General features: G+C 37.2%; 18 protein-coding genes and 1 pseudogene. 11 read left to right on the top strand and 8 right to left on the bottom strand.

Annotated elements, in window-relative coordinates; all coding sequences use genetic code 11:
- The first annotated feature begins 59 nt into the window (after positions 1-59).
- From AC07U8_RS06585 to AC07U8_RS06600, 4 genes and pseudogenes are all read left to right on the top strand, one after another.
- Complete coding sequence (locus AC07U8_RS06585) at positions 60-890, top strand: PhzF family phenazine biosynthesis protein (protein ID WP_270385463.1); 831 nt, start codon at positions 60-62, stop codon at positions 888-890.
- Between the two features lie 150 nt (positions 891-1,040).
- Positions 1,041-3,815: a M16 family metallopeptidase gene (locus AC07U8_RS06590; RefSeq protein ID WP_270385459.1), complete on the top strand. Its 2,775-nt coding sequence runs from the start codon at positions 1,041-1,043 to the stop codon at positions 3,813-3,815.
- Between the two features lie 349 nt (positions 3,816-4,164).
- On the top strand, positions 4,165-4,575 hold the full coding sequence (locus tag AC07U8_RS06595; RefSeq protein WP_034612234.1) for a hypothetical protein: 411 nt from the start codon (positions 4,165-4,167) through the stop codon (positions 4,573-4,575).
- 47 nt (positions 4,576-4,622) lie between these two features.
- A pseudogene (locus AC07U8_RS06600) lies at positions 4,623-4,858 on the top strand (transposase domain-containing protein); the annotation flags it as partial.
- Positions 4,859-4,962: 104 nt separating this feature from the next.
- Here the strand turns inward: AC07U8_RS06600 and AC07U8_RS06605 are convergent.
- The gene (locus AC07U8_RS06605; RefSeq protein ID WP_270385455.1) at positions 4,963-5,742 is read right to left on the bottom strand and encodes a ferredoxin--NADP reductase; all 780 of its coding nucleotides are present in this window, start codon (positions 5,740-5,742) and stop codon (positions 4,963-4,965) included.
- 99 nt (positions 5,743-5,841) lie between these two features.
- Between AC07U8_RS06605 and tsaA the strand changes: the two genes are divergently transcribed.
- The gene (gene tsaA / locus AC07U8_RS06610; protein WP_494737542.1) at positions 5,842-6,570 is read left to right on the top strand and encodes a tRNA (N6-threonylcarbamoyladenosine(37)-N6)-methyltransferase TrmO; all 729 of its coding nucleotides are present in this window, start codon (positions 5,842-5,844) and stop codon (positions 6,568-6,570) included.
- Between the two features lie 92 nt (positions 6,571-6,662).
- Here the strand turns inward: tsaA and AC07U8_RS06615 are convergent, their stop codons facing one another.
- Both AC07U8_RS06615 and AC07U8_RS06620 read right to left on the bottom strand, forming a co-directional pair.
- Positions 6,663-8,132 carry a CYTH and CHAD domain-containing protein gene (locus tag AC07U8_RS06615; RefSeq protein ID WP_494737543.1) on the bottom strand — a complete coding sequence of 490 codons (1,470 nt, stop codon included), beginning with the start codon at positions 8,130-8,132 and terminating at the stop codon, positions 6,663-6,665.
- 177 nt (positions 8,133-8,309) lie between these two features.
- Positions 8,310-9,770: a CYTH domain-containing protein gene (locus tag AC07U8_RS06620; RefSeq protein ID WP_494737544.1), complete on the bottom strand. Its 1,461-nt coding sequence runs from the start codon at positions 9,768-9,770 to the stop codon at positions 8,310-8,312.
- A 310-nt stretch (positions 9,771-10,080) separates the two neighbouring features.
- Between AC07U8_RS06620 and AC07U8_RS06625 the strand changes: the two genes are divergently transcribed.
- The 4 genes from AC07U8_RS06625 (at position 10,081) to AC07U8_RS06640 (ending at position 13,136) form a co-directional block, all read left to right on the top strand.
- Positions 10,081-10,464 carry an Mpo1-like protein gene (locus tag AC07U8_RS06625; protein ID WP_004721901.1) on the top strand — a complete coding sequence of 128 codons (384 nt, stop codon included), beginning with the start codon at positions 10,081-10,083 and terminating at the stop codon, positions 10,462-10,464.
- A gap of 125 nt (positions 10,465-10,589) precedes the next feature.
- Positions 10,590-11,216 carry a thiamine phosphate synthase gene (thiE, locus tag AC07U8_RS06630; protein ID WP_239046077.1) on the top strand — a complete coding sequence of 209 codons (627 nt, stop codon included), beginning with the start codon at positions 10,590-10,592 and terminating at the stop codon, positions 11,214-11,216.
- A gap of 62 nt (positions 11,217-11,278) precedes the next feature.
- Complete coding sequence (gene hemL / locus AC07U8_RS06635; protein ID WP_494737545.1) at positions 11,279-12,574, top strand: glutamate-1-semialdehyde 2,1-aminomutase; 1,296 nt, start codon at positions 11,279-11,281, stop codon at positions 12,572-12,574.
- Between the two features lie 145 nt (positions 12,575-12,719).
- Positions 12,720-13,136, top strand: a complete 417-nt coding sequence (locus AC07U8_RS06640) for a GlcG/HbpS family heme-binding protein (RefSeq protein ID WP_494737546.1) — start codon at positions 12,720-12,722, stop codon at positions 13,134-13,136.
- Positions 13,137-13,217: 81 nt separating this feature from the next.
- Here AC07U8_RS06640 and AC07U8_RS06645 read toward each other — a convergent pair whose 3' ends face one another.
- The 3 genes from AC07U8_RS06645 to AC07U8_RS06655 all read right to left on the bottom strand — a co-directional run bounded on the left by AC07U8_RS06645 (position 13,218) and on the right by AC07U8_RS06655 (position 15,329).
- Positions 13,218-14,282 (bottom strand): amidohydrolase family protein, encoded by a 1,065-nt coding sequence (locus AC07U8_RS06645; RefSeq protein WP_494737547.1) that lies wholly within the window; start codon positions 14,280-14,282, stop codon positions 13,218-13,220.
- A 217-nt stretch (positions 14,283-14,499) separates the two neighbouring features.
- The gene (locus AC07U8_RS06650) at positions 14,500-14,904 is read right to left on the bottom strand and encodes a DUF3144 domain-containing protein (RefSeq protein ID WP_004820141.1); all 405 of its coding nucleotides are present in this window, start codon (positions 14,902-14,904) and stop codon (positions 14,500-14,502) included.
- A 53-nt stretch (positions 14,905-14,957) separates the two neighbouring features.
- On the bottom strand, positions 14,958-15,329 hold the full coding sequence (locus tag AC07U8_RS06655) for a DUF3144 domain-containing protein (RefSeq protein ID WP_004820143.1): 372 nt from the start codon (positions 15,327-15,329) through the stop codon (positions 14,958-14,960).
- An 88-nt stretch (positions 15,330-15,417) separates the two neighbouring features.
- On the opposite strand from AC07U8_RS06655, the gene AC07U8_RS06660 reads away from it, so the two are divergent.
- Positions 15,418-16,050, top strand: a complete 633-nt coding sequence (locus AC07U8_RS06660; protein ID WP_239046075.1) for a hypothetical protein — start codon at positions 15,418-15,420, stop codon at positions 16,048-16,050.
- Between the two features lie 153 nt (positions 16,051-16,203).
- Here AC07U8_RS06660 and AC07U8_RS06665 read toward each other — a convergent pair whose 3' ends face one another.
- Both AC07U8_RS06665 and AC07U8_RS06670 read right to left on the bottom strand, forming a co-directional pair.
- The gene (locus AC07U8_RS06665; RefSeq protein WP_034612195.1) at positions 16,204-17,175 is read right to left on the bottom strand and encodes a hypothetical protein; all 972 of its coding nucleotides are present in this window, start codon (positions 17,173-17,175) and stop codon (positions 16,204-16,206) included.
- 195 nt (positions 17,176-17,370) lie between these two features.
- Positions 17,371-18,630: an MgtC/SapB family protein gene (locus tag AC07U8_RS06670; RefSeq protein WP_494737548.1), complete on the bottom strand. Its 1,260-nt coding sequence runs from the start codon at positions 18,628-18,630 to the stop codon at positions 17,371-17,373.
- Positions 18,631-18,804: 174 nt separating this feature from the next.
- Between AC07U8_RS06670 and tfpB the strand changes: the two genes are divergently transcribed.
- Entirely contained in the window at positions 18,805-20,562 is a 1,758-nt protein-coding gene (gene tfpB / locus AC07U8_RS06675; RefSeq protein WP_494737549.1) for a type IV pilus assembly ATPase TfpB, read from the top strand.
- Positions 20,563-20,603 lie beyond the last annotated feature (41 nt).

Here is a 20,603-nt window from a genome sequence, read left to right on the forward strand (position 1 = left end):
CTGTATCTGTAATCATTTTTAGTATCACTTAGAATAGATTAAAATGAGGAGTTTTGACAATGAAAATGTACCAAGTTGATGCTTTTACACAACAATTGTTTAAGGGCAACCCTGCTGCTGTATTGGTCTTAGATGACTGGCTGGATGATGCTTTGATGCAAAATATTGCCTTAGAAAATAATTTGGCAGAAACTGCTTTTGTAAAACGCATTGATGATGAAAATTATCAAATTCGCTGGTTCACACCACAAGTTGAAGTCGATTTTTGTGGGCATGCAACTTTAGCTTCAGCTTTTGTTTTATTTAAAGACTATAGTCAAGCGAAGACGATTCATTTTCATGTTAAAGATTTGGGTATTTTTATCATCCAGCAAGCTGAGGATGGAAAGATCCAGATGAATTTCCCGATTCGCCAGCCACAAAAAGTAATCGATTATCCAGAATTATTGAATCATGTCATTGATCAGCCTTTTAAAGAAGTCTATCTCAATGCGCAAGCGTATATTTTAGTTTGTGAATCTGCACAAGACGTGATAAATGCAACACCAAACTTAGCCAATATCCGAAAAATTGCAGAACAATATCATGTGAGTACCGCATTAACTGCGGAGTCTGCAGGCTATGATGTGACCATTACCGCAGCTTCAAATGATTATGATTATGTGGCTCGCTATTTTGCCCCGCATAAAGGGATAGATGAAGATCCTGTAACAGGTTCTATGCATACAGGTTTAGCGCCTCTATGGGCTGAAAAGCTGGGTAAAACACAACTTATCGGGTATCAGGCATCAGCGCGCGGTGGAAAATTGTTTTGTGCTCTTCAGGATGGTCAATCTATCGAAATTTCAGGCTATGCACAGTTATTTATGCAAGCTGAGATTTTTATTTAGATTGATTTTAAGATAAAGATGTTCAAATCATTACAAAAGCCGTTGAAATAAACGGCTCTTTTTTCAAAACTTTACTATAAATTTTGTTCAGAATTTCTTAAGATGTTTAGCTTATAAATGTTTAAAATTTAAAAAATTCTGGATTCTCCTATGCTCATGCAGTTGAAAAAACTCACCTTGTCGCTTTGTATTCTTGGTTTTAGTGCGTCTAGTTTTGCTCAAGCCATCCTGGTTAAATCTGAACATAATATCGAAGAATATAAGCTAGAGAATGGCTTTAGAGTTTTACTTGCACCGAATGACAAAGAAAGTAAAGTCTTTATGAATACGGTTTATTTGACCGGTTCATTAAATGATCCGCAAGGCAAAGGTGGCCTCGCACATTTACTTGAACATTTAGCCTTTAAAGGCACACAAGATGTAAAAGGCGAAGAGTTTCAACGCCGTTTAGATCAATATACGTTAATGACCAATGCCAGTACCGATTATTATTCGACTAAATATACCAATATAGTACGTCCAGACCAAAATACCTTAAACGAAGTGATTTATTTAGAGTCACAACGTATGGACAAATTGGTGCTTCAAGAACAATTCGTTCCTTCAGAAATCAATATTGTGATGCGTGAACGCGAAGTGCGTATGGATCAGCCTTTTGCTGTGCTGATGGATCAAATGTGGAAAGCAGCCTATGGCAACAAGTCATTAGGTCGTTTACCGATTGGTGATCTTGCTGAACTACAGTCAATTAAAATGAATGAATTGAACAAATTCTATAAAGACTGGTATGCACCGAATAATGCGGTGATGGTGATTGCTGGTAAATTTGATAAAGCAGAAGTTTTAAAAGCCATTGATAAAAACTTTAGTGCGATAGCTGCACGTAAGATTCCTCAACAAGCAACAGTACCTTTACTTGATTCTTCAACCATAAAAAATCGTAATTTTGTGGTGAAAAAGGGCAGTGATCTTGCCAAATTCAATATTTATATGAATGGTAAGAATGAAAAAATTCAGCCGGTATTAGCACTTGCGCCATATTTATATACCTTACAACCGAGTGGTCATCTATATTCCAGCATGGTAGAAACTGGTGTCGCGACCAATGTCCAGTCTACAACATGGTTAGATGATGATTTTAACTTGGTGTTTATGGGGGCAATATATGCACCAAACCATGATGCTCAAAAAATTGACAGTGCGTTGATTGCAGGTGTAGAGAAAAATAAAAGTTTTGATGATGTTGAATTAAAACGGGTTAAAAATCTGATCCAGAATGCCAATGAAAGTTTATTGACCAGTGCTGCTGCTGTTGGTGGTATGTTGAGTGATTATGTGGTGTCATCGCATGGCAATTGGGCACAATATTTTAAAGATCAACAAGCCATTCAAAAGTTAAGCGTAGCTGAAACTAATGCAACTTTAAAAGCATTTTTAACTGAGCAGCACCGTTTTAATGGTGATATTCAACCGACACCTGAAGATCAGAAAAAGGCCTTGGAGCAAAAGCAAGCTGCTGAAAAACCAAAAACTTTAGATCAACAAGCTGCTGCAGTAGAACCGTTAAAAGATGTCAGTGTTTATCAAGCCGAAGTTGCTCAATATGTTGAAAAATCGAAACAATATTTAACTGCAACAGAGAAAAAGATTCAACGTGGCACTTTAAAAAATGGAATGAAGTATGCTTTATTCCCAACCTCGACACGTGATGATAAAACCTATGCAACCATTGAGGTTAATTTTGGTACAGCTGAATCTTTAATGAATAAGGCACAAATCCTCGATTTTACCGCTTATTTATTATTACGTGCTTCTGAGCAATATAGCTTACAGAACATTGCAGATAAAACCATTGAAGCAAGTGGTGGAGCAACGGCAACGGCATCGGATAACGGGATTACTATTCAAATTTCAGCGAAAAAAGAAAAATTTGAAGAGTTCTTTAAATATATCGTGTCGGTGATGAAGAGCCCTAAATTTGAACAATCACAATTTGATTTAATTAAATTACAAAGCTTATCTAGTTTGGATCGACCATATACTGAGCCTGAAACAGTATCCTCTTTAACCATTGCACGCTTACTTGAAACCTATCAGCCGGGTGATTTACGTTATCATTTTGAACCAGAGTTGGCTAAACAACAGATTCAAGCAGCAACCAACCAACAAGTTATTGATTTATATAAAACATACTTTGCAATGGACCATGCCTTTATTTCTATCACTGGGCAGTATGATGCAAAACCGATCAAGAAATTACTTGAGCAACAATTTGGCAATTGGTCAGCTAAACAACCTTATCAGCGTCTATCAACAGAATTTACCACGTATAAAGCGCAGAAAGTGCATGCCCTTTCAGAACAACGTGAGTTTGGTAGTTATCAAGCTTTGCAGACTTTGCCTGTAGGTGTAGACAATAAAGATGCCGCAGCATTGATTGTCTTTAGCTATATTTTGGGCGACTCGCAATTGTCTTCACGTTTAGGACAAGAGCTTCGTGAAAAAAATGCGTTGGTTTATGGTTTTGGTAGTCAATTAAACTTAGACTCTTTTAATGAAGCCGGTGCATTGTCGATCGAAGCCAATTACACAGCAGGAAAATCTGCTGAAGTATCGCAAGTGGTGCGTAAAGTGCTGAATGACTTATTAGCGACTGGAGTAACCAGTCAGGAGTTGGAAGCGGCTAAAGCCAATATCATGAAGCAACGTGTGACGTCTTTAGAAGATGAGCGTGTGATTCATCGTATGTTAAACAGCCAGCTTGAACGCAATAAGAAAATGGATAGTCGTGCTTTAAGAGATCAAGAGTTTGCTCAACTGACCAAAGCGGATGTGGATGCTGTGATTAAGAAGTATATTAAACCTGATCAATTGGTTGAAGTGATGGCTGACCAATATGGTCAAGCTCAGAAAAATCTAAATTGATGATTAAAATGACTCATTGACGCAAGGAAAGCCATACATGTGTATGGCTTTTTTATAACGATACAAGATCAATAAAAATGAGCCATGGCAATGTCAATGATTGAAAATTTACTGAGTATATCGGGACAATAATTAGAACAAGTTTATTCTTAGTTATGAAATAATAGAAGCCTATATCTATACTGATCAAGCACATGATCAATCGAGAGCTTTGGATATAGATTATGATTCAGGTATTCCACATGTACACGATTCGAAAAGAAGTGTTATTGGTAAGCTTATTAGAGGTTCTGGAAGATCGTATGAACCTGATAATGATAAATATGTTAGGTAAAAATTAGAGTTTTTTATGAGTTTAAAAAATTTATTAAAAATAATTCATGATGGTGTAATTGAAGGGGTATTCTTTGATAATAAACAAGATATCCTTATACTATTTGTGAGAATAGATTATGAGGTTAGATATGAATTAGTATTTAAAGGAGTTTTAGAATATAGGGTATTAGATTTTGGAAAACAAAACATTATTTCTAGAGTAATTAATTATCAAAAAGATAATTTTTGTCACGATGAAATATTTGAATTATTAAAATGGGTTTCTTCAAATTCTGATTCATCAACATATTGGTCGAATGATGAATTAAGAAAAATTGTCGAAAAAATTAAATCAAATGATTTAGCCCTACTTTATTTGGAACCTAGTGCTGGTGCAGAAATTGTAATTTTATTTTCAGATTGTATTGTAAAAATGCGAAATTAATATAATACAGTTTATGTTAGATATTTGAAATTTTTCCTTTATCAAGAATTGACAATAACTGGATTGAATATCAAATAAATCTGTGGGCTTTGGGATGTAAGAAATGACTGTTTGCAGGCTTACTTATAAATGGACAGAGAGCAGAAAATATTATGACTTTAATCCAGTTGGCTAAGCTTAATGGTCTGGATATGCCTATTTAATAGATGTACTTTCAAGATTATTGACTCATGAAATGAAAGATATCGAAGAATTACTGCTGTATAAGTGGAATCCTGCTTGAACTTAAGTGAGGTTCAAAAAGCTGTACTAATTTATATTCATTAAATTCAAAAAAACCGAGGTATTCAACCTCGGCTTTCAATTTAACGCTGCTTAAAAAATAAATTACTTTTCAACAAAAGCGCGTTCAATCACGTAGTCGCCTAAAACGCCCATTTTAGGGGATTCTTTCAGACCGTGTTGGTCAAGCAGCTCGACAACATCGTCAAGGAATGCTGGGCTACCACAAAGCATTGCGCGGTCAGTTTCAGGATTAAAACGTGGTAAGCCAATTTTTTCAAATAATGCACCAGATTCAATCGCAGTGGTTACACGACCTTTGGTATGGAAATCTTCACGGGTCACAGTTGGGTAGTAAACCAATTTGTCTTTAATCCCTAGCTCTTCAAAAAACTCATTGTTTGGAAGTTCGTTGAGAATCAGGTCTTGGTAAGCCAATTCAGAAATAAAGCGTGTACCATGTACCACGATAACTTTCTCAAAACGCTCATAGGTTTCTGGATCGCGAATCGTTGATAAGAATGGTGCTAGCCCTGTACCCGATGAAAGAAGGTATAAGTTTTTACCCGGATTCAAATCATCAAGCACTAAAGTCCCTGTAGGTTTTTTAGAAATTAGAATTTCATCACCAACTTTTACTTTTTGCAAAATAGAAGTTAAAGGACCATCAGGCACTTTAATTGAGAAAAACTCTAATTCTTCTTCGTAGTTAGCGCTTGCAATAGAATATGCTCGCATTAAAGGCTTACCATTGACTTCAAGACCAATCATCACAAATTGACCATTTTTAAAACGTAATGCGGTATCACGTGTGGTCTTAAAACTGAATAGAGTGTCATTCCAGTGGTGTACGTGAGTAATCTTTTCGACGTTGAAAGCAGCCATTAAAGGTCTCAATAAATTATCAAATTAGAACAGCCTGCTATTCTAATCTAAAATCATTCTCGATAAACTGAATATATTTAATTGAACTTATCAGAAAAAATGATTATGACTGAGTTAAGTCTCCCGATTATTGGGATTATGCGTTCTCCTTATGTTGAAAAATTTGGTATTCCTCGACAACCAAATCTGGTTCAGGTGGAGTCTTTTATCGAAATGCATGCACCCTACAATGTCTTGGAAGCATTTGATGGAATCGAGGAATTTAGTCATTTATGGTTGATCTGGCAGTTTCATGACAATAAAAATCAACAAGATAAAGATAAGTTCCGACCTCAAGTGAGGCCACCGCGTTTAGGTGGAAATAAAAAAATCGGTGTATTTGCAACACGCAGTATGTATCGTCCAGCACCGATTGGTTTATCTGTAGTACAACTTAAAGCCGTCAAAAAAGAGGGGAATGCTGTTCGTGTATATGTGACAGGCAGTGACCTTTTAGATGGTACGCCGATTGTCGATATTAAACCTTATATTCATTATTCAGATGCTGTGGATGTGGCGCAAAGTGGTTATGCCCAGTATGAGCCTGTTCGTAAACAGGTTATTTGGTCTGAGCATGCACAGCAATTAAGAAGTAAATTTCTTCAAACAGCTGACATGGACCCAAAATATATCGCTGAACTTGAGTCGGTACTGGCTCTAGATCCTCGACCAGCTTATCAGCATGATGATGCACGTATTTATGGGATGCGTTTTGGGCAATTTAATATTAAATTTAGCTGTGCAGAAGAGGCGATCCTGATACAGGGCATTGAGTCGTTTAGTTATTGAAAACGTGATTCCATATCCTGCTTAAAAACTTATGCGCTTTTGTCCGCTGTGATCGGAGCATCTCGGTTTAAAGAGCAGGATAGTAGCTACAATTACTCTAAAACGGCTGTCTTGGCAAACTGCAGCAAATCTTGTTGTGATTTCAGCAAAAGCCGTTGCTGTTCTGCGGCAATCCAGCCCAAAGCAAACCAGACTTGGGGTTCTGTTTTGACCAATTTTTTTAACACATCTTCAGCAACAATCAGGTCATTGTAGAGACCTAAACTTTCTTGAGCAGGTTTAATGGCTTTTAAATATTTTTTGACTTGGCTTTTATCTGATAATGATGCAACAAACTCAATACTATAACGCAAACGCTTTAAGTTTTTACGAGTACGGTGCCGAGCTTCGATGTCTAAATTTAAATAATTTTCTGCGTCAGTTTGAATTTTGCGATGTAATTGTCTAACTTTTTTAAATGCTTCTTTATGTACAGCTATTTGAGATTTTTCACTTGATTCTTGGGCAATAAATTGAATTAGGGATAGGACCAAATAATTAAAATTAAAAGATCTAAACAGTTTGGTTAATTTTTGCGAATCGACATCTTGTGGTTCTGGAAGTTTAAACTTAGGTGCACCAGCAGCCTCAAGCTGAGGTAATAACTCCTCTCGAATCATATCTAAATCACGAGCCGAACCGAGTTGCCTAAATAATTCAGTTAACTGGGTTTGCCAAGTGGGATCGATATGCAAAGACCAATTCGAAAAGGTTTTTAATGCACTTCTTAAGCGACGAATTGCCACACGTGCCTGATGAATATGTTTGGAATTAAAGTTTCCAGATGCAATTGCTGTACTGTTGGGGAGTAGATGCGATAAGCAATTATTTACGATCTTTTTTAATGCATTCTCAGGATGATCCTTTGAATCAAGAATAAGTGGCGTTTGCAACTGTACGGGATTGTCTGGAGTATTTTGTGCAAGCTGAAAACCTTGCTGTGCTTTGCTACGGGTGTCAAGCCATAAGTTATAGCGCTTCATCCGAGGTAAGATAAAAGAAATAAGATCTTGAACAGTACCTTGTTTCAGTTCAAATTCTAATTCACGTAATGCGAGACGCTGTTGATGGGCGATGATATGACCATGATCATAACTGACTTCAATTTCACTATTTTGAAATTTAAATAAGCTGAGCTTTCTTTCGATGTCTGTTTGAAACTGAACTTCTAATCCGTTTTTATGTTGCTCTAATAAGTGTTTAATATTTTTAGCAATATGCTTATTGCTGAGATAATTTTTTAGATCTAAGCCTGTTTCCGCGTTTCCGATATTTTCCTCAAATTCAGCACGTTTAAGCCTTTGTTCTGTTGGAAGTTTGAGGGTTTGTACCCATTGCTGCTTTTCTTGATCATCTTCAAGGCGTTGACGAAGCGAAATGGAATGCTCAGACAAAATAAATTGTGCCGTATCATAGTATTTGGCTTGTAAGTGTTGAATATTGGTATCTTTTCTTTGAAACGCTTTAATGAGCATTTCTTGCTTTTCTTCAGGTATTTGGAATTTCAATTCAATTTCAAACATGCTTATCGTTCCATTCTTATTTTCTCGATTTTAATCCGATAAATTGTTTTTTTTGAGTTTTTAATGAATGATTACAAATTCGCAACGTGAATACTCACGCGACTAGAAATATTCAATTTTATGCAGTATTTAAAGAGATGATTTTATTCAATAAAACCATCTCTTCTCGCTGTTGATTTATTTTAAAAACTTACGGCTAACCAAGAACTGTTCCGTCGCTTCAAGCAGTTTTTCCGCATAAGCTTCTTGTTTTGCGGTAAGCCAGCCTAAAGCAAACCAATCACTGGCTTCTAGGTCGGTTTGTTGTAGGTAAGAAGATGATGAAGCAAGCACTTGATATTGCTCACATGCTTGTTGAGCATCATTTAAAGATTTCGCATATTTCTGCAAGTTTTTAACATCATAGATATTGGTTAGGATCGGAAAGCTAAATTTTAATTCATTTAAATGCTGAGCCAGCGCTTCTAGACTTTCAAGGTCAGATAGATCGGCTTCATTTAAACTTTCTTGTAACTGTCGATACTGATTTTGCAATGTATTTTGCGCAAACCATTTTAAGTCATGGGTTGGCGCTTTCGCAGACTGTCCTAAACTGAACATGAGTAATTCTAAATAGTGCTGCACATTTTGAGTTGATTTGACCAAATTGATGAGTTTTTCATTGGCATACAAAATATCCCGATCTAAACTTTGCGCCGTTTTCGGATTTTGCAGTAAAGCACCTAATGTGCGTTGCATATGTTCAAAATGCTGTAAGTTTTTAAAGTGACTCTCAAACGCTGAAAGTTGATGTGACCATTTATCCGTTTTGGTATCTGTCCAATCTTTAAACAGAGAAAGACTTAAATGTAAATGGTGTAGGGCAGTCTGTGCTTGAATAATATGTTCAGGCTGGGCAACCTGTGCAGAAATCGCAGCAATATTGGGCAATAAATGCTGTAATTGACTGGCAATAAGCACCCGTAAGTTTTTATCTGCAGTGTCTTTTTTATTTAAAATGGTTTCTTTGCTGAGTTGTGCTGGACTGACTTTTTGATCCACAGTCAATAAGTGTCCAAACTCAGCTTTGCTACGTACATCGAGCCACAAATGATACTTTTTAACCCATTCAAAACTAAAGGCTAAAAGTGATTGAATTGAGCCACTTTTTAACTCAAATTCTACTTCATGAATTTCTTGTTTGGCGGTTTCAGTTCTAACTTCACCAATATCGAGACTGATTTCAATTTCAGCATCTTCAAACTGAATCACACGGATGGTACGTTGGATGTCAGTTTCAAATTGTAATTGAAGTTCGTCAAATTTATCCCCCAATGCATTTTTTAAAACAGCAAGTGCTTCGGGTTTATTCTGGTAAATATCAATATCTAAATGTGGGGCTTCAGCAAGCTCACCTAAATCAATATTGTCTTCAAAGCGTTGTAAATGGCTTTTGGTGGCGGCTTTTAATGTTTGTACCCAACGTGTTCCTTCTAAGCGTTGACGTAGTGCAGCGCCGTGTTGGGACATCTGACGTTCAGGTGTGTCGTAGTATTTTGCTTGTAATTGAATAATTTGGGATTTTTTAGGATCTAATGCTTTGAGGAGTGCATTGCGGCGGGCTTCCGGAATTTGAAACTTTAATTCAACTTCAAGCATGTGAGGGTCCTAAGTGTTAATCATGGTTATTAGAGAGTTAAACATTCTTGAATGTTTAATCTGGCATTGTAACTTAAAATGTGTCATCAGAAGACTTGTATAGCATGCCATTTGAGTATTTTTTACCGCTATATCGTTACTAATTAAATATTTAGAATGACAAAATTTCCTATTTCGTGACTTGTATGGTCTAGGCAATACTTGAAGTCGCAAATATAGATGAATTGTCAACAGACTTGATATTGAATTTGGCTGTTATTGCAGCATAAAATAAACTAAGCTGATTAAAAATAAAACAGGATGATTGATCATGAACGCGTATGTTGAGCCTAAATCGGAATTAGAGCAAAACCCGAAGTTTGAATTACCAATTAAAAACTATTCAGAATTTTATCGTTTTTATTTAACTGAACACCGTAGCATGATGAGTCGCCGTTTGCATGCAGCTGGAAGTAGTGTCGGTATTTATTTCTTTAGCAAAGCAATTCGTCAACGTAAAGCAAAATACGTGGTCTATGGACTGCTTTCAGGCTATGCGTGTGCTTGGGTGGGGCATTTTGTATTTGAGAAAAATAAGCCAGCAAGTTTTAAGCAACCACTTTATAGTTTTATTTCGGACTGGCGTATGCTTTCCGATATTGTACGTGGCAATTTAAGTTTAAAAGACCGTAGTCTAGATAAAATTGAGAGCTAATCTTGTCAGTATGGTAATAAATTAAACAAAAAAGCTTAGAGATTTCTAAGCTTTTTTGTTTTTGTCACGTCTTCGCTGAGAAAACTTGCTTATAATCCATTTATTTGATTGTTTGAGAATATTGAATGCGCGGTCTTTACCTGATTACCAACGACGATCCAATCCAATTATTATTAGAAAAACTCGAAGCTGCTTTAAGCACTAAGCAAGTCGCTATTCTTCAGTATCGCCGTAAAAAAGTCGCTCAATCTGACCAAGCCAATGAAGTGAAGCAGATCAAGCAACTGTGTGAAAAGTATCAGACACCATTTTTGATTAATGATGATTTAGATTTAGCTGAACAATTTAGTTTAGGTGTGCATCTTGGCCAGTCTGATGGTGAAATTTCAGATGCAGTGCAACGTTTACCACAAGGTGTCATCATTGGGCGAACGTGCTTAAACTCAATTGAGTTGGCTGAAAAAGCAATCGCTGAAGGAGCAAGCTATGTGGCTTTTGGCGCAATTTATGCAACATCGACCAAACCAGAAGCAGGTAATATTGGTCTAGCAGCATTACAGCAGGCATCTAAAAAGTTTGATTTACCTATTTGTGCCATTGGCGGTTTAACAGTTGAAAATTCTCAAGCTGTGATTGAGGCTGGTGCTGACCTTTGCGCAGTGATTAGTGATATATTAGCTCTATCAGTTGAAAATATTCCTGCCCGTGTCGCAGCTTGGGCACAGTTATTTGCAGAAACTGCAAAATCTTAATTTGTATCGTGATTTTTTATATCATTTTGAAATTTTAGTATACTACAGGATTGAGTCGATTTATGAGCCTATCTCCAAAACAAGAGCAATTGTTTAAACAAGCCAGTAAACATATTCCAGGTGGAGTGAATTCTCCAGTACGAGCGTTTAATGGGGTGGGTGGTACGCCAGTATTTATCGAAAAAGCCAAAGGTGCTTATTTATACGATGTCGACGGCAAGCGCTATGTGGACTATGTGGGTTCTTGGGGGCCGATGATTTTAGGTCATGCACATCCTGATATTATCCAAGCAGTACAAGAAGCAGCAGTTGATGGTTTAAGCTTTGGTGCACCGACGGTACATGAAACCACACTGGCTGATTTGATCTGTGAGATCATGCCATCAATTGAATTGGTCCGTATGACCAACTCAGGTACTGAAGCAACCATGACGGCTATTCGTTTGGCGCGTGGTTATACAGGTCGTGACATGATTGTGAAATTTGAAGGTTGCTATCACGGACATTCAGATTCTTTATTGGTTAAAGCGGGTTCAGGCATGTTGACCATGGGTGAGCCAACATCAAAGGGTGTACCTGCTGATTTTGCCAAGCATACGGTGACCTTGCCATATAATGATATTGAAGCTGTTAAAGCTTGTTTTGCGAAATATGGTCAAGAGATTGCAGGGGTGATTGTTGAACCTGTTGCTGGAAATATGAATCTGGTTAAACCAATCAAAGGTTTCTTAGAAACGATTCGTGAGCAATGTGATCAATACAAATCAGTATTTATTATTGATGAAGTGATGACCGGTTTCCGTGTAGCACTCGGTGGTGCGCAAGCATATTATAATGTAAAACCTGATTTAACGACTTTGGGTAAAATCATTGGTGCTGGATTACCAGTTGGTGCATTTGGTGGAAAACGTGAAATCATGGAATGTATCGCGCCTTTAGGTGGGGTTTACCAAGCAGGAACCTTGTCGGGTAATCCATTGGCTATGCGAGCAGGGATCAAAATGTTTGAAACCCTTCGCCAACCCAACTTCTACACCGATTTGTCTGCAAAATTAGATCAATTATTACAGGGTCTACAAGCGGCTGCGGATGAAGCTGGAATCCCATTCTTTACTCAACAAGCTGGTGGTTTGTTCGGCCTTTACTTTACTGATCAAACCGAAATTAGCAGTTTTGACCATATTTTAAAATGCGATAATGAAGCATTCCGTAAATTCTTCCACGGGATGTTAAATCGTGGCGTAAACCTTGCTCCATCTGCATTTGAGGCAGGCTTTATTTCAGCTGCACATAGTGATGAAGATATTCAGTTTACCATTGATATGGCTAAACAAGTCTTTGCTGAAATGCAAGCTTAAGGGGATTTAAGGCCGCTTCGATTGCTTGAATAAATGAGCAGAATGGACAGTCTTTTTGAATCAAGTTTGATTTAGAATAAAAGCCTGTAGTCTAAGGACTACAGGCTTTTTTGTGATTTTAGACATTATAATTCAGGAAGAAAATATGCAAACCAAACACTATTTAACCTTATCTGATGCAGAGTTTTTATTGAATAAAGCACATCAATATGCAATTGATCATGCTTTTAATGTCAGTATTGCTATCGTTGATGAAACGGGCAATTTATTGGCAATGAAGCGTATGGACGGCGCTTCTGCATTGACGTCGAAATTCTGTTTGGACAAAGCCAGATGCTCTGCATTAAGTCGTAGACCGTCGGGATCATATGAGACCCTTATCAAAAATGGTCAAATGGGATTTTTAACCATGCAGAGCGGTTCAGGGATGTTAGAAGGTGGTGAGCCTATTTTGTATCAAGGTCAGTTGGTTGGTGCAGTGGGTATTTCAGGAGTGAAATCATTTGAAGATGCTGAAATTGCACGACATACAATTCAAGCCTTTCTTTCGCAGTTCAATTAAACTTCTATACTTAAAAAATTATGTGTATCAGTAAATAAGTTTGAAGAGGTGTTTAAGTAACACCTCTTTTATCTTGTAAAATTACAAACGATAAAATTGTTTGGCATTATGGTGGAAGATATTTTTCAGTGCATTTTCATCATATTGCATCACAATATCACTAAACGCATCAATGATATTCACCAGACTGGTATTGACCCGATCCATTGGGAAATTAGAAGCAAACATCACCCGATAGGTGCCAAAACTTTCCAAAGCATGCAGAATCAATGGTGCAACAAGATCAATGATTTGTTGTTTAGAGGCCAGTTGTTTTTTCTTATAAAATTGATGACCAAGCACTGGCATAAATAGACCAGACATTTTGGTATATACATTTGGATAAGCGGATAATTCAGCAATAGCATCTTGCCATTGATAAAAAATATTTTCACGTGCTGTTTTAGACAGGCCTGTATTTTGTCCAATTTTACCAAACAAGCCTGCTGGTGTACCAAAGTGGTCTAAAACAATAGAGGTTTCTGGGAACTTTTTTGCCAGCTCAATTACATCGGGAATTTGATGAGAATACACCCAAGCATCAAAACTCAGGTTATGTTGTGCGAGTTGTTCAAAGCCTTTTAAGAACTTTTTCTCAGTATACAGGTGCGGGATATCTGTCCAATTATGCACGCCTTTATCTTCATGAAAAGCAGCCATACGGCGTATACCGCGCAAACGTTTAGATGCTTTTTGGTGTAACTTTAAAATCTTTTTGAAATTAGGATTGCACGGGTCGGCGGTAGCCACGATGCCACCAAGTTTTACAGTATTTTCATTAAAGGGTAAGGATTCAATAAATTCTGTTTCACCCACAACAGCTTTACCTTTCTGTTTGGCCCAACTGGCTTCAATATGCACCACTTGTTCGACTGTATATGATCCAAGATCATGTTTATAGTCTTGTGGTAAATAGGGGCGGGTAATGTGCTCAGTTAGTCCAACCGTTTCAATCAAATCTTTAGTTTTGACTAAACGCACTATTTTATCGAGTAGGAATGGACGCTTGCCCAAAAGCTTTACCGCAAATGCTGCTGCATGAGGGGTGTTGTAGGGATCCCACTGGTGAATATGTGGGTCAATGATTGGAAAATTCAAATCTTGCATATAACGTCCAAATTGTTATTTATTATCAAAATACAATACATGAATTTTATAAAAGGTGAATATTGTCACTTGGTAAAATTTAAGCGGTAAAGCCATTGGGGGAATCAGTTGATTTTATTGTTTTGGGATGACTGCTAAAAATTGTTATAAAAAAAATAGCCTCATTAAAGAGGCTATTTCATCAATGCTTAGATCAATCTAATATGAATTAATTCAATCAGTGTTGATGATCATGGCCATCATGATCATGTTTGTGGGTATGAAAATCTTCGTTTTTACGGAAACGGAGATAATTTTCAAACTGCTCACAATATTCATCATAATTGTCTTCAAGCATCATTTGGAATTGTTGCAATATATAAGACATGACTTGTTCTTTGGCGTCACGCATTTCATCACCATCTTTAAAGGTGTTTGCAGCAACCCAGGTATTAAAACGTGCAGTAGCGAAGAGCATTGCTGAGCTGACTTGTCCACGAAGTTCTTCTGGCTTAGGTTGCTGTCCTTTCGCTGGGCGGCAAAACTCATTGGCTTGTTTGATAAACTCATCCGCACGCTCAAAAAAAACAGCATTTAAAGCTTCTTCTTCGGTGACATCAGTAGCATCGATTTTTTGAGACATGACTTTTCCACATAGCGTATTTCATTGGTGGGCTATTATAGGCAATCCAAGGGTTAAACGAAACGCTTTACTTCTTCTGTATCTGAATTTGCAAAATAGCTGTCAAAATTTTCTTGATATTCATCAAGATGATCTTCAAGCATGAGTTTAAATTGTTCTACATAATAGTCTAAGATGACTTGGCGATCCGCTTTAAAATCTGGCGCTTGATTATAGGCACATGCCGCATGCCAAATACTATAACGGGCATTGGCATACATAAATGAAGCACTGATCTTTCCAGGATGTGCTGTCAAATGCGAAACTTGATGATTTTGATCTGCAAATTGATTGGCGAGAGCAATAAATTCATCAGCACGCTCATAAAAGTATTCGTCAGATTCAACTTCTTCAGTTTCTTCAAAAAAATCATTATTTTCGGACATTATCATTCCTTTTCATAGACTTGTTTCATTGATATAACTATAGCATACTCAAATAGCCTAAGCTTAATAAATACTCAAGGAGTAGATAATGCAAGATGCGATTGCCATACAAAGCTTGAAAAGTGATATTGCATTATTACGCCAAAATATTTGGCCGCCTGTAGATTTGAGCAATGTTGAAGGTTTGCCAATTTATTATGGAACCCAATCCGCAGTAGAGGCCTACTATAAACAGTGGCTTGGATTGCTTGAAAGGGCACAAACCTTGTACCAACCTTTTATGCAGGATGAGGCTTTAGATGTGGCTCAATTACCCAGCCATTTAAATTTACCTTTGTTCTTTTTTCATGTAGATCGGATTCGAATTAATAAAACCCGTGCCAAAGAATCAAAAACTTTTCGTGGGATTGCTTCACTGGTTGAGAAATGTGGGCAATTTGAACCCAGCCAAATTAAAAATATGTCACAGTGGTTAAACAGTGATGATAGCGCAGCCTTGGTTGCGCATCGTGAGTTTATTGATTTAAGAACCTATATTTTTCAGTTTGGACAAAGTGAATATACAAGAACACGATTTTATGTGAATGGTTTAGTGCTGAGCACTGAAAAAGATTTTGAATTGGTCGATGCTCGCGATAAACCGCGCAAGCCACGTAATGATAGCTATGCTGATCCTTTAGCGGATAACAATCTCTGGAAAGTATTTGGTAAATATCGTTAGGCGGTTGTGAAATAGATGGTTGTAGATTTTGTTAAATAGGCTGTGATTTTTAACTTTGTTGTTTTTCTAGCTACAAAATGAAACGAGTAAATTATTTTAAGCACTGACTAAAAAATAAGATTTAGTCAGTGCTTTTATATAAAAGAATATCTTTTATTTTACAGCATCAATTGCAACACTTGCTGTTTTGTTAAACAGCGTACATTCTGACTTTAAGCCATTTAGATAAGCTTCTGCTAACTGCGCATTTATACTGTTTTTACCAGACTCAGCAACAGCATCTTGATAATCTCGTTCATATTGCTTAATTTGGTTTGCAAGTATGTCATATTCACCCGCAGTATAATAACTTGCTGGGTAATAGTCAGAGCCGATTTTAGCTACGGCATCAACTGATGTATTCAGTTGCATATCTCTGGATAAATCTAAGTTGAACTTTCCTAGCGCCGTTGAAATATAACCATCTTTAAAATATTTTGATGGGTCGTAATTATTCAGACGATAGCCTGAATAAAAATCAGCAAAGTTTGTATTTGTTGAAGAGGAAATTGATCGTAAACACGTTGATCCAGACGGGAATGTTTTACCTTTTAGTTTTTGCACATAATATGAAGAATAAGCGCCAACTACTGAGCTAAGTGCTATATTTGAACCAGCATAATGCTCAAATCCATTGATGTATGGACTAATTGCTTTGCCTGTTAAGTTGACTGTTTCAAATTTTTCAGTTAATTCCAATTGGTTATAATTACGAGATGAATAGGGTGTAAATGTCCAAACTGTCGCTGTTTTCGATTTCAACGTTGCATATTGATAGCCCAAATCAGTTTTACTTTTAGGTGCATCATAGAGCCCATCTGTTGCTAGATAATCACTTAAAAGATCTGATGAAAGGAACTGTGTTGAACCATCTACGTTATATTCACCATTGATGTACATCTGCTTATTGTTAAAGCTAAACTTTACTTTAGTAAAGAGGTTAATGTCTTGGGTTGAAGCGCCAGTTTCATACCCAAACCATTCAGATTCGTTGTTTGTTGTATAATCCCCAGCATCTGAATCACCTCCACATGCGCTTAAAAATAATGAAGAAATGACGGCAAAAGACAGTAATTTAATTTTCATGAATTATTCCAAATTATAAAATATTAAAATTTATGAGTATAAAAATTCTCGCTGTCATCATATTTAAACATTTTATTTTTTCAATGTTTTTTTTGATGAAATTTTAAAATTCTGTTAATTTTTATAATTATATATTGATCGAAAACTTAAAATGATTTTGCTGCTTTTCAATTTCATCCTTGCAAAAAAGTGCTTTTAATATTGAAGAGCCCAAACAAAAACGATGATAAACATGGTCATATGCAAAATTTGAATTGGAGCAAAGATCAAGGCATAGCGGCTGCCACCACTTAAAAATGCATTGATCGATTTCGCAATGGCATGTGCTGCTAAACCCAAAACAAAGGCGAGAGATAAGATGTGATTACTCGGTTCTCCCTGAATGACAATTGTGGCCAAAGCGCCATGAATTTCAAATAATGAGGCCAAAAGCGTACCGGCAATTAAACCCGCATCACCCAATAAAAGATTTAGCCCATATACACCCGCCTGAATCAAGGTTAACGACGCTGCAATAATGGCTGCTTCTTTTAGACTAAACATACGACTATCTGTAAGCTGATTATTTTCAATCGGTTGTGTGTGACGCATAAACCATAAGGCAAAAATGGTCAGGATCGCGATAGCGATTAGACTGGGCAGTACAATGAGCTTGAACCATGTAATACTGACACCAATTACAATAATCATGAGTTGTATTAGAGTTGCCACGCAAGACATTAATGCTGCCCCAGCATTGGCTTTGGCATCTGCACGTCCATTTCTGACTTCTAAGCCTAAGCTGGCAATGGTAGCGGTACTGGAAACAAAACCTGAAGCAAGCGAAGACAACAGCATGGCATTTTTTGATGACAATAATCGTTTGGCAATATGTGCAAGTGCTTGTACCGCCAAGATTAAGGTGAGTAATTTTAAAATAACATAGGGGTTAAGCACAGCACCCCACAAAGCTTTGTTTGGTGTCAGTGGCAATGCAATTAATAACAATGCCAGTAAGAAAATTCCATCTTTAAATTCAGATTCTGTAATCCATTTCCCGGCAATGCCATGCATAGAATGTTTAGTCATCAACAAGATAGTGAGGATGACTGATAAACCTGCGGCAAAAGAAATATTCCAAACGCACATTCCACCGATAAAATAAGTGAGGATAAATGCAATTTCAGTGGTTACACCGGGATCATCAGTTTGATTCTTTAAAGAATAAATGACGATACCACCTGTAATGAATGCACCCGCAATGCCAAAATAGGGACCAAACAAAAAACAAACAGCACCTAGTAAAGCGCAAATGGCAAATGATCTTAAACCGGCAAAACTATTTTGATTTTCACGTTGCTGACTTCGTTCACGTTCAAGACCGATAAGTAGACCACAACCCAATGCAGCCGCAATGATGGTGAGGAAATCGGTATAAGAGCCAAATGGAAATGGATATAGCGATATAAAATTCATAGTGCTCTCCAAATAAGACCATGAATTAATAGAATGATTTCAATGTATCGCAAAGTTTTAGAAAAACAAAAGTTTATTTTTTAGCCTTACGCTAAATACATTATTGAATTTAGAAAATCCAAGAAATACAACAATTAATTTTGTTATAGTAGATTGAGTTTTGGGGATATAACAATGCAATTTAATTTTGAAATCGATACAGCTTGGTGTTTAGAACAATTATTAAAAGATGGTCGTATTACAGAACGTGAAAAACTATTGGTACAAACCACGCATCGACAACGCGATCAGTTGAAGTGGCATCCTTTGCAATGGATAGCCAGCTTTAAGCTCGTCGATGCTAAAAATCCAGTGAAAAGACTGACATTGACCACACTGACAGAATGGTTAGCTGAAAAAGCCGAACTCAATTCATTTACAATTGATCCGTTAAAGGCCGATGTGACTTCACTGACCAATGTCATGTCGCAAGAATTTGCAATAAGAAATAAAATTTTAGCAGTTGAGGTCAGTGCCGATAAAATTCTGATTGGTACAGCACAGCCTTTTATGACGGATTGGGTACATAATTTAGAGCGTAGTTTAAGCCCCAAAAAAATTGAAAAAGTAGTGTTAAATCCTGAGTTATTACAACGTTATTTAACTGAGTACTATCAAGTTAGTAAAGCGGTCAGCAATTCGCAAAAATCCAGTGCCTATGATAAAGAAAATAAGGGTGTAGAAGCACTTTTACAATTGGGTGATACCCAGAATCCAGATGCCAATGATCAGCATATTGTGAAACTGGTCGATTGGGTTTTACAGTTTGCTTTTGAGCAAGGCGCAAGTGATATTCACTTTGAACCGCGTAAGGAAAAAGGCAAAATTCGTTTTCGTATCGATGGGGTACTGCATACGATTTATAATATGCCAGCCAATACCCTAACCGCGGTTATTTCACGGATTAAAATTTTAGGTCGCATGAATGTTGCAGAAAAACGTAAACCGCAGGATGGGCGTTTAAAAACACGGACACCGAAAGGACAAGAAACCGAGCTACGTCTTTCAACTTTGCCGACTGCTTTTGGTGAAAAGTTGGTGATGCGTATTTTCGATCCAGAAGTTTTGGTGCGAAGTTTTCAACAATTGGGTTTTGATGAACATTTATTGGCACAATGGCATGCTTTAACTCAACATAGTCATGGCATTATTTTAGTGACTGGCCCCACTGGTTCAGGTAAAACCACCACGCTTTATTCTTCGTTAAAACAATTGGCAACCGAACAAGTGAACGTCTGTACCATTGAAGATCCGATTGAGATGTTGGAGCCAAGTTTTAACCAGATGCAGGTCAATCAAGGGATTGAGCTCGGTTTTGCCGATGGTATCCGTGCTTTGATGCGTCAAGATCCAGATATTATTATGGTTGGGGAAATTCGTGACCAAGATACTGCCAACATGGCGATTCAGGCAGCATTAACAGGTCATTTAGTACTTTCAACTCTGCATACCAATGATGCACCATCAAGTCTGACACGTTTGCATGATTTAGGCGTGCAGCCTTTTTTAACCGCTGCAACGATTTTGGGAGTATTGGCTCAGCGTTTAGTGCGTAAGCTTTGCCCTCATTGCAAACAAGAAACCTTTATCAATGAACAAGAGTGGAAGCATTTGACCTTTGGCTATCAGACCAAAATGCCTAGTTTTGTATATAAAGCAGTTGGATGTGAGGAATGCCGTCAAACAGGTTATAAAGGTCGTGTCGGGATTTACGAGTTTATGCCGATTAGCCTTGAAGCAAAGCAGAGAATTAGTGCGGGCGTGACTTTAGATGATTTAAAAATGCAGGCAAAAAAAGAGGGTATTGAACCATTAAGAATTGCTGGTGCACGGAAAGTATTGGAAGGCGTAACTACGCTGGAAGAAGTCCTTAGAGTTGTACCTTTAAATTAATTTTGACTTAAAATAGCAAATGAAGAAATCCTAAGATTCAC

This window comes from Acinetobacter sp. GW821-FHT01E09 (genome assembly GCF_059422385.1).

Bases quoted from the DNA above. Each gene is read 5' to 3' on its own strand.
- AC07U8_RS06655 (WP_004820143.1), bottom strand. From the start codon at position 15,329: ATGTCCGAAAATAATGATTTTTTTGAAGAAACTGAAGAAGTTGAATCT.
- AC07U8_RS06645 (WP_494737547.1), bottom strand. From the start codon at position 14,282: ATGCAAGATTTGAATTTTCCAATCATTGACCCACATATTCACCAGTGG.
- hemL (WP_494737545.1), top strand. From the start codon at position 11,279: ATGAGCCTATCTCCAAAACAAGAGCAATTGTTTAAACAAGCCAGTAAA.
- AC07U8_RS06620 (WP_494737544.1), bottom strand. From the start codon at position 9,770: ATGCTTGAAGTTGAATTAAAGTTTCAAATTCCGGAAGCCCGCCGCAAT.
- AC07U8_RS06585 (WP_270385463.1), top strand. From the start codon at position 60: ATGAAAATGTACCAAGTTGATGCTTTTACACAACAATTGTTTAAGGGC.
- AC07U8_RS06625 (WP_004721901.1), top strand. From the start codon at position 10,081: ATGAACGCGTATGTTGAGCCTAAATCGGAATTAGAGCAAAACCCGAAG.
- AC07U8_RS06660 (WP_239046075.1), top strand. From the start codon at position 15,418: ATGCAAGATGCGATTGCCATACAAAGCTTGAAAAGTGATATTGCATTA.
- tfpB (WP_494737549.1), top strand. From the start codon at position 18,805: ATGCAATTTAATTTTGAAATCGATACAGCTTGGTGTTTAGAACAATTA.
- AC07U8_RS06615 (WP_494737543.1), bottom strand. From the start codon at position 8,132: ATGTTTGAAATTGAATTGAAATTCCAAATACCTGAAGAAAAGCAAGAA.
- AC07U8_RS06650 (WP_004820141.1), bottom strand. From the start codon at position 14,904: ATGTCTCAAAAAATCGATGCTACTGATGTCACCGAAGAAGAAGCTTTA.
- AC07U8_RS06595 (WP_034612234.1), top strand. From the start codon at position 4,165: ATGAGTTTAAAAAATTTATTAAAAATAATTCATGATGGTGTAATTGAA.
- AC07U8_RS06590 (WP_270385459.1), top strand. From the start codon at position 1,041: ATGCTCATGCAGTTGAAAAAACTCACCTTGTCGCTTTGTATTCTTGGT.
- AC07U8_RS06605 (WP_270385455.1), bottom strand. From the start codon at position 5,742: ATGGCTGCTTTCAACGTCGAAAAGATTACTCACGTACACCACTGGAAT.
- thiE (WP_239046077.1), top strand. From the start codon at position 10,590: ATGCGCGGTCTTTACCTGATTACCAACGACGATCCAATCCAATTATTA.
- tsaA (WP_494737542.1), top strand. From the start codon at position 5,842: ATGATTATGACTGAGTTAAGTCTCCCGATTATTGGGATTATGCGTTCT.
- AC07U8_RS06665 (WP_034612195.1), bottom strand. From the start codon at position 17,175: ATGAAAATTAAATTACTGTCTTTTGCCGTCATTTCTTCATTATTTTTA.
- AC07U8_RS06670 (WP_494737548.1), bottom strand. From the start codon at position 18,630: ATGAATTTTATATCGCTATATCCATTTCCATTTGGCTCTTATACCGAT.
- AC07U8_RS06640 (WP_494737546.1), top strand. From the start codon at position 12,720: ATGCAAACCAAACACTATTTAACCTTATCTGATGCAGAGTTTTTATTG.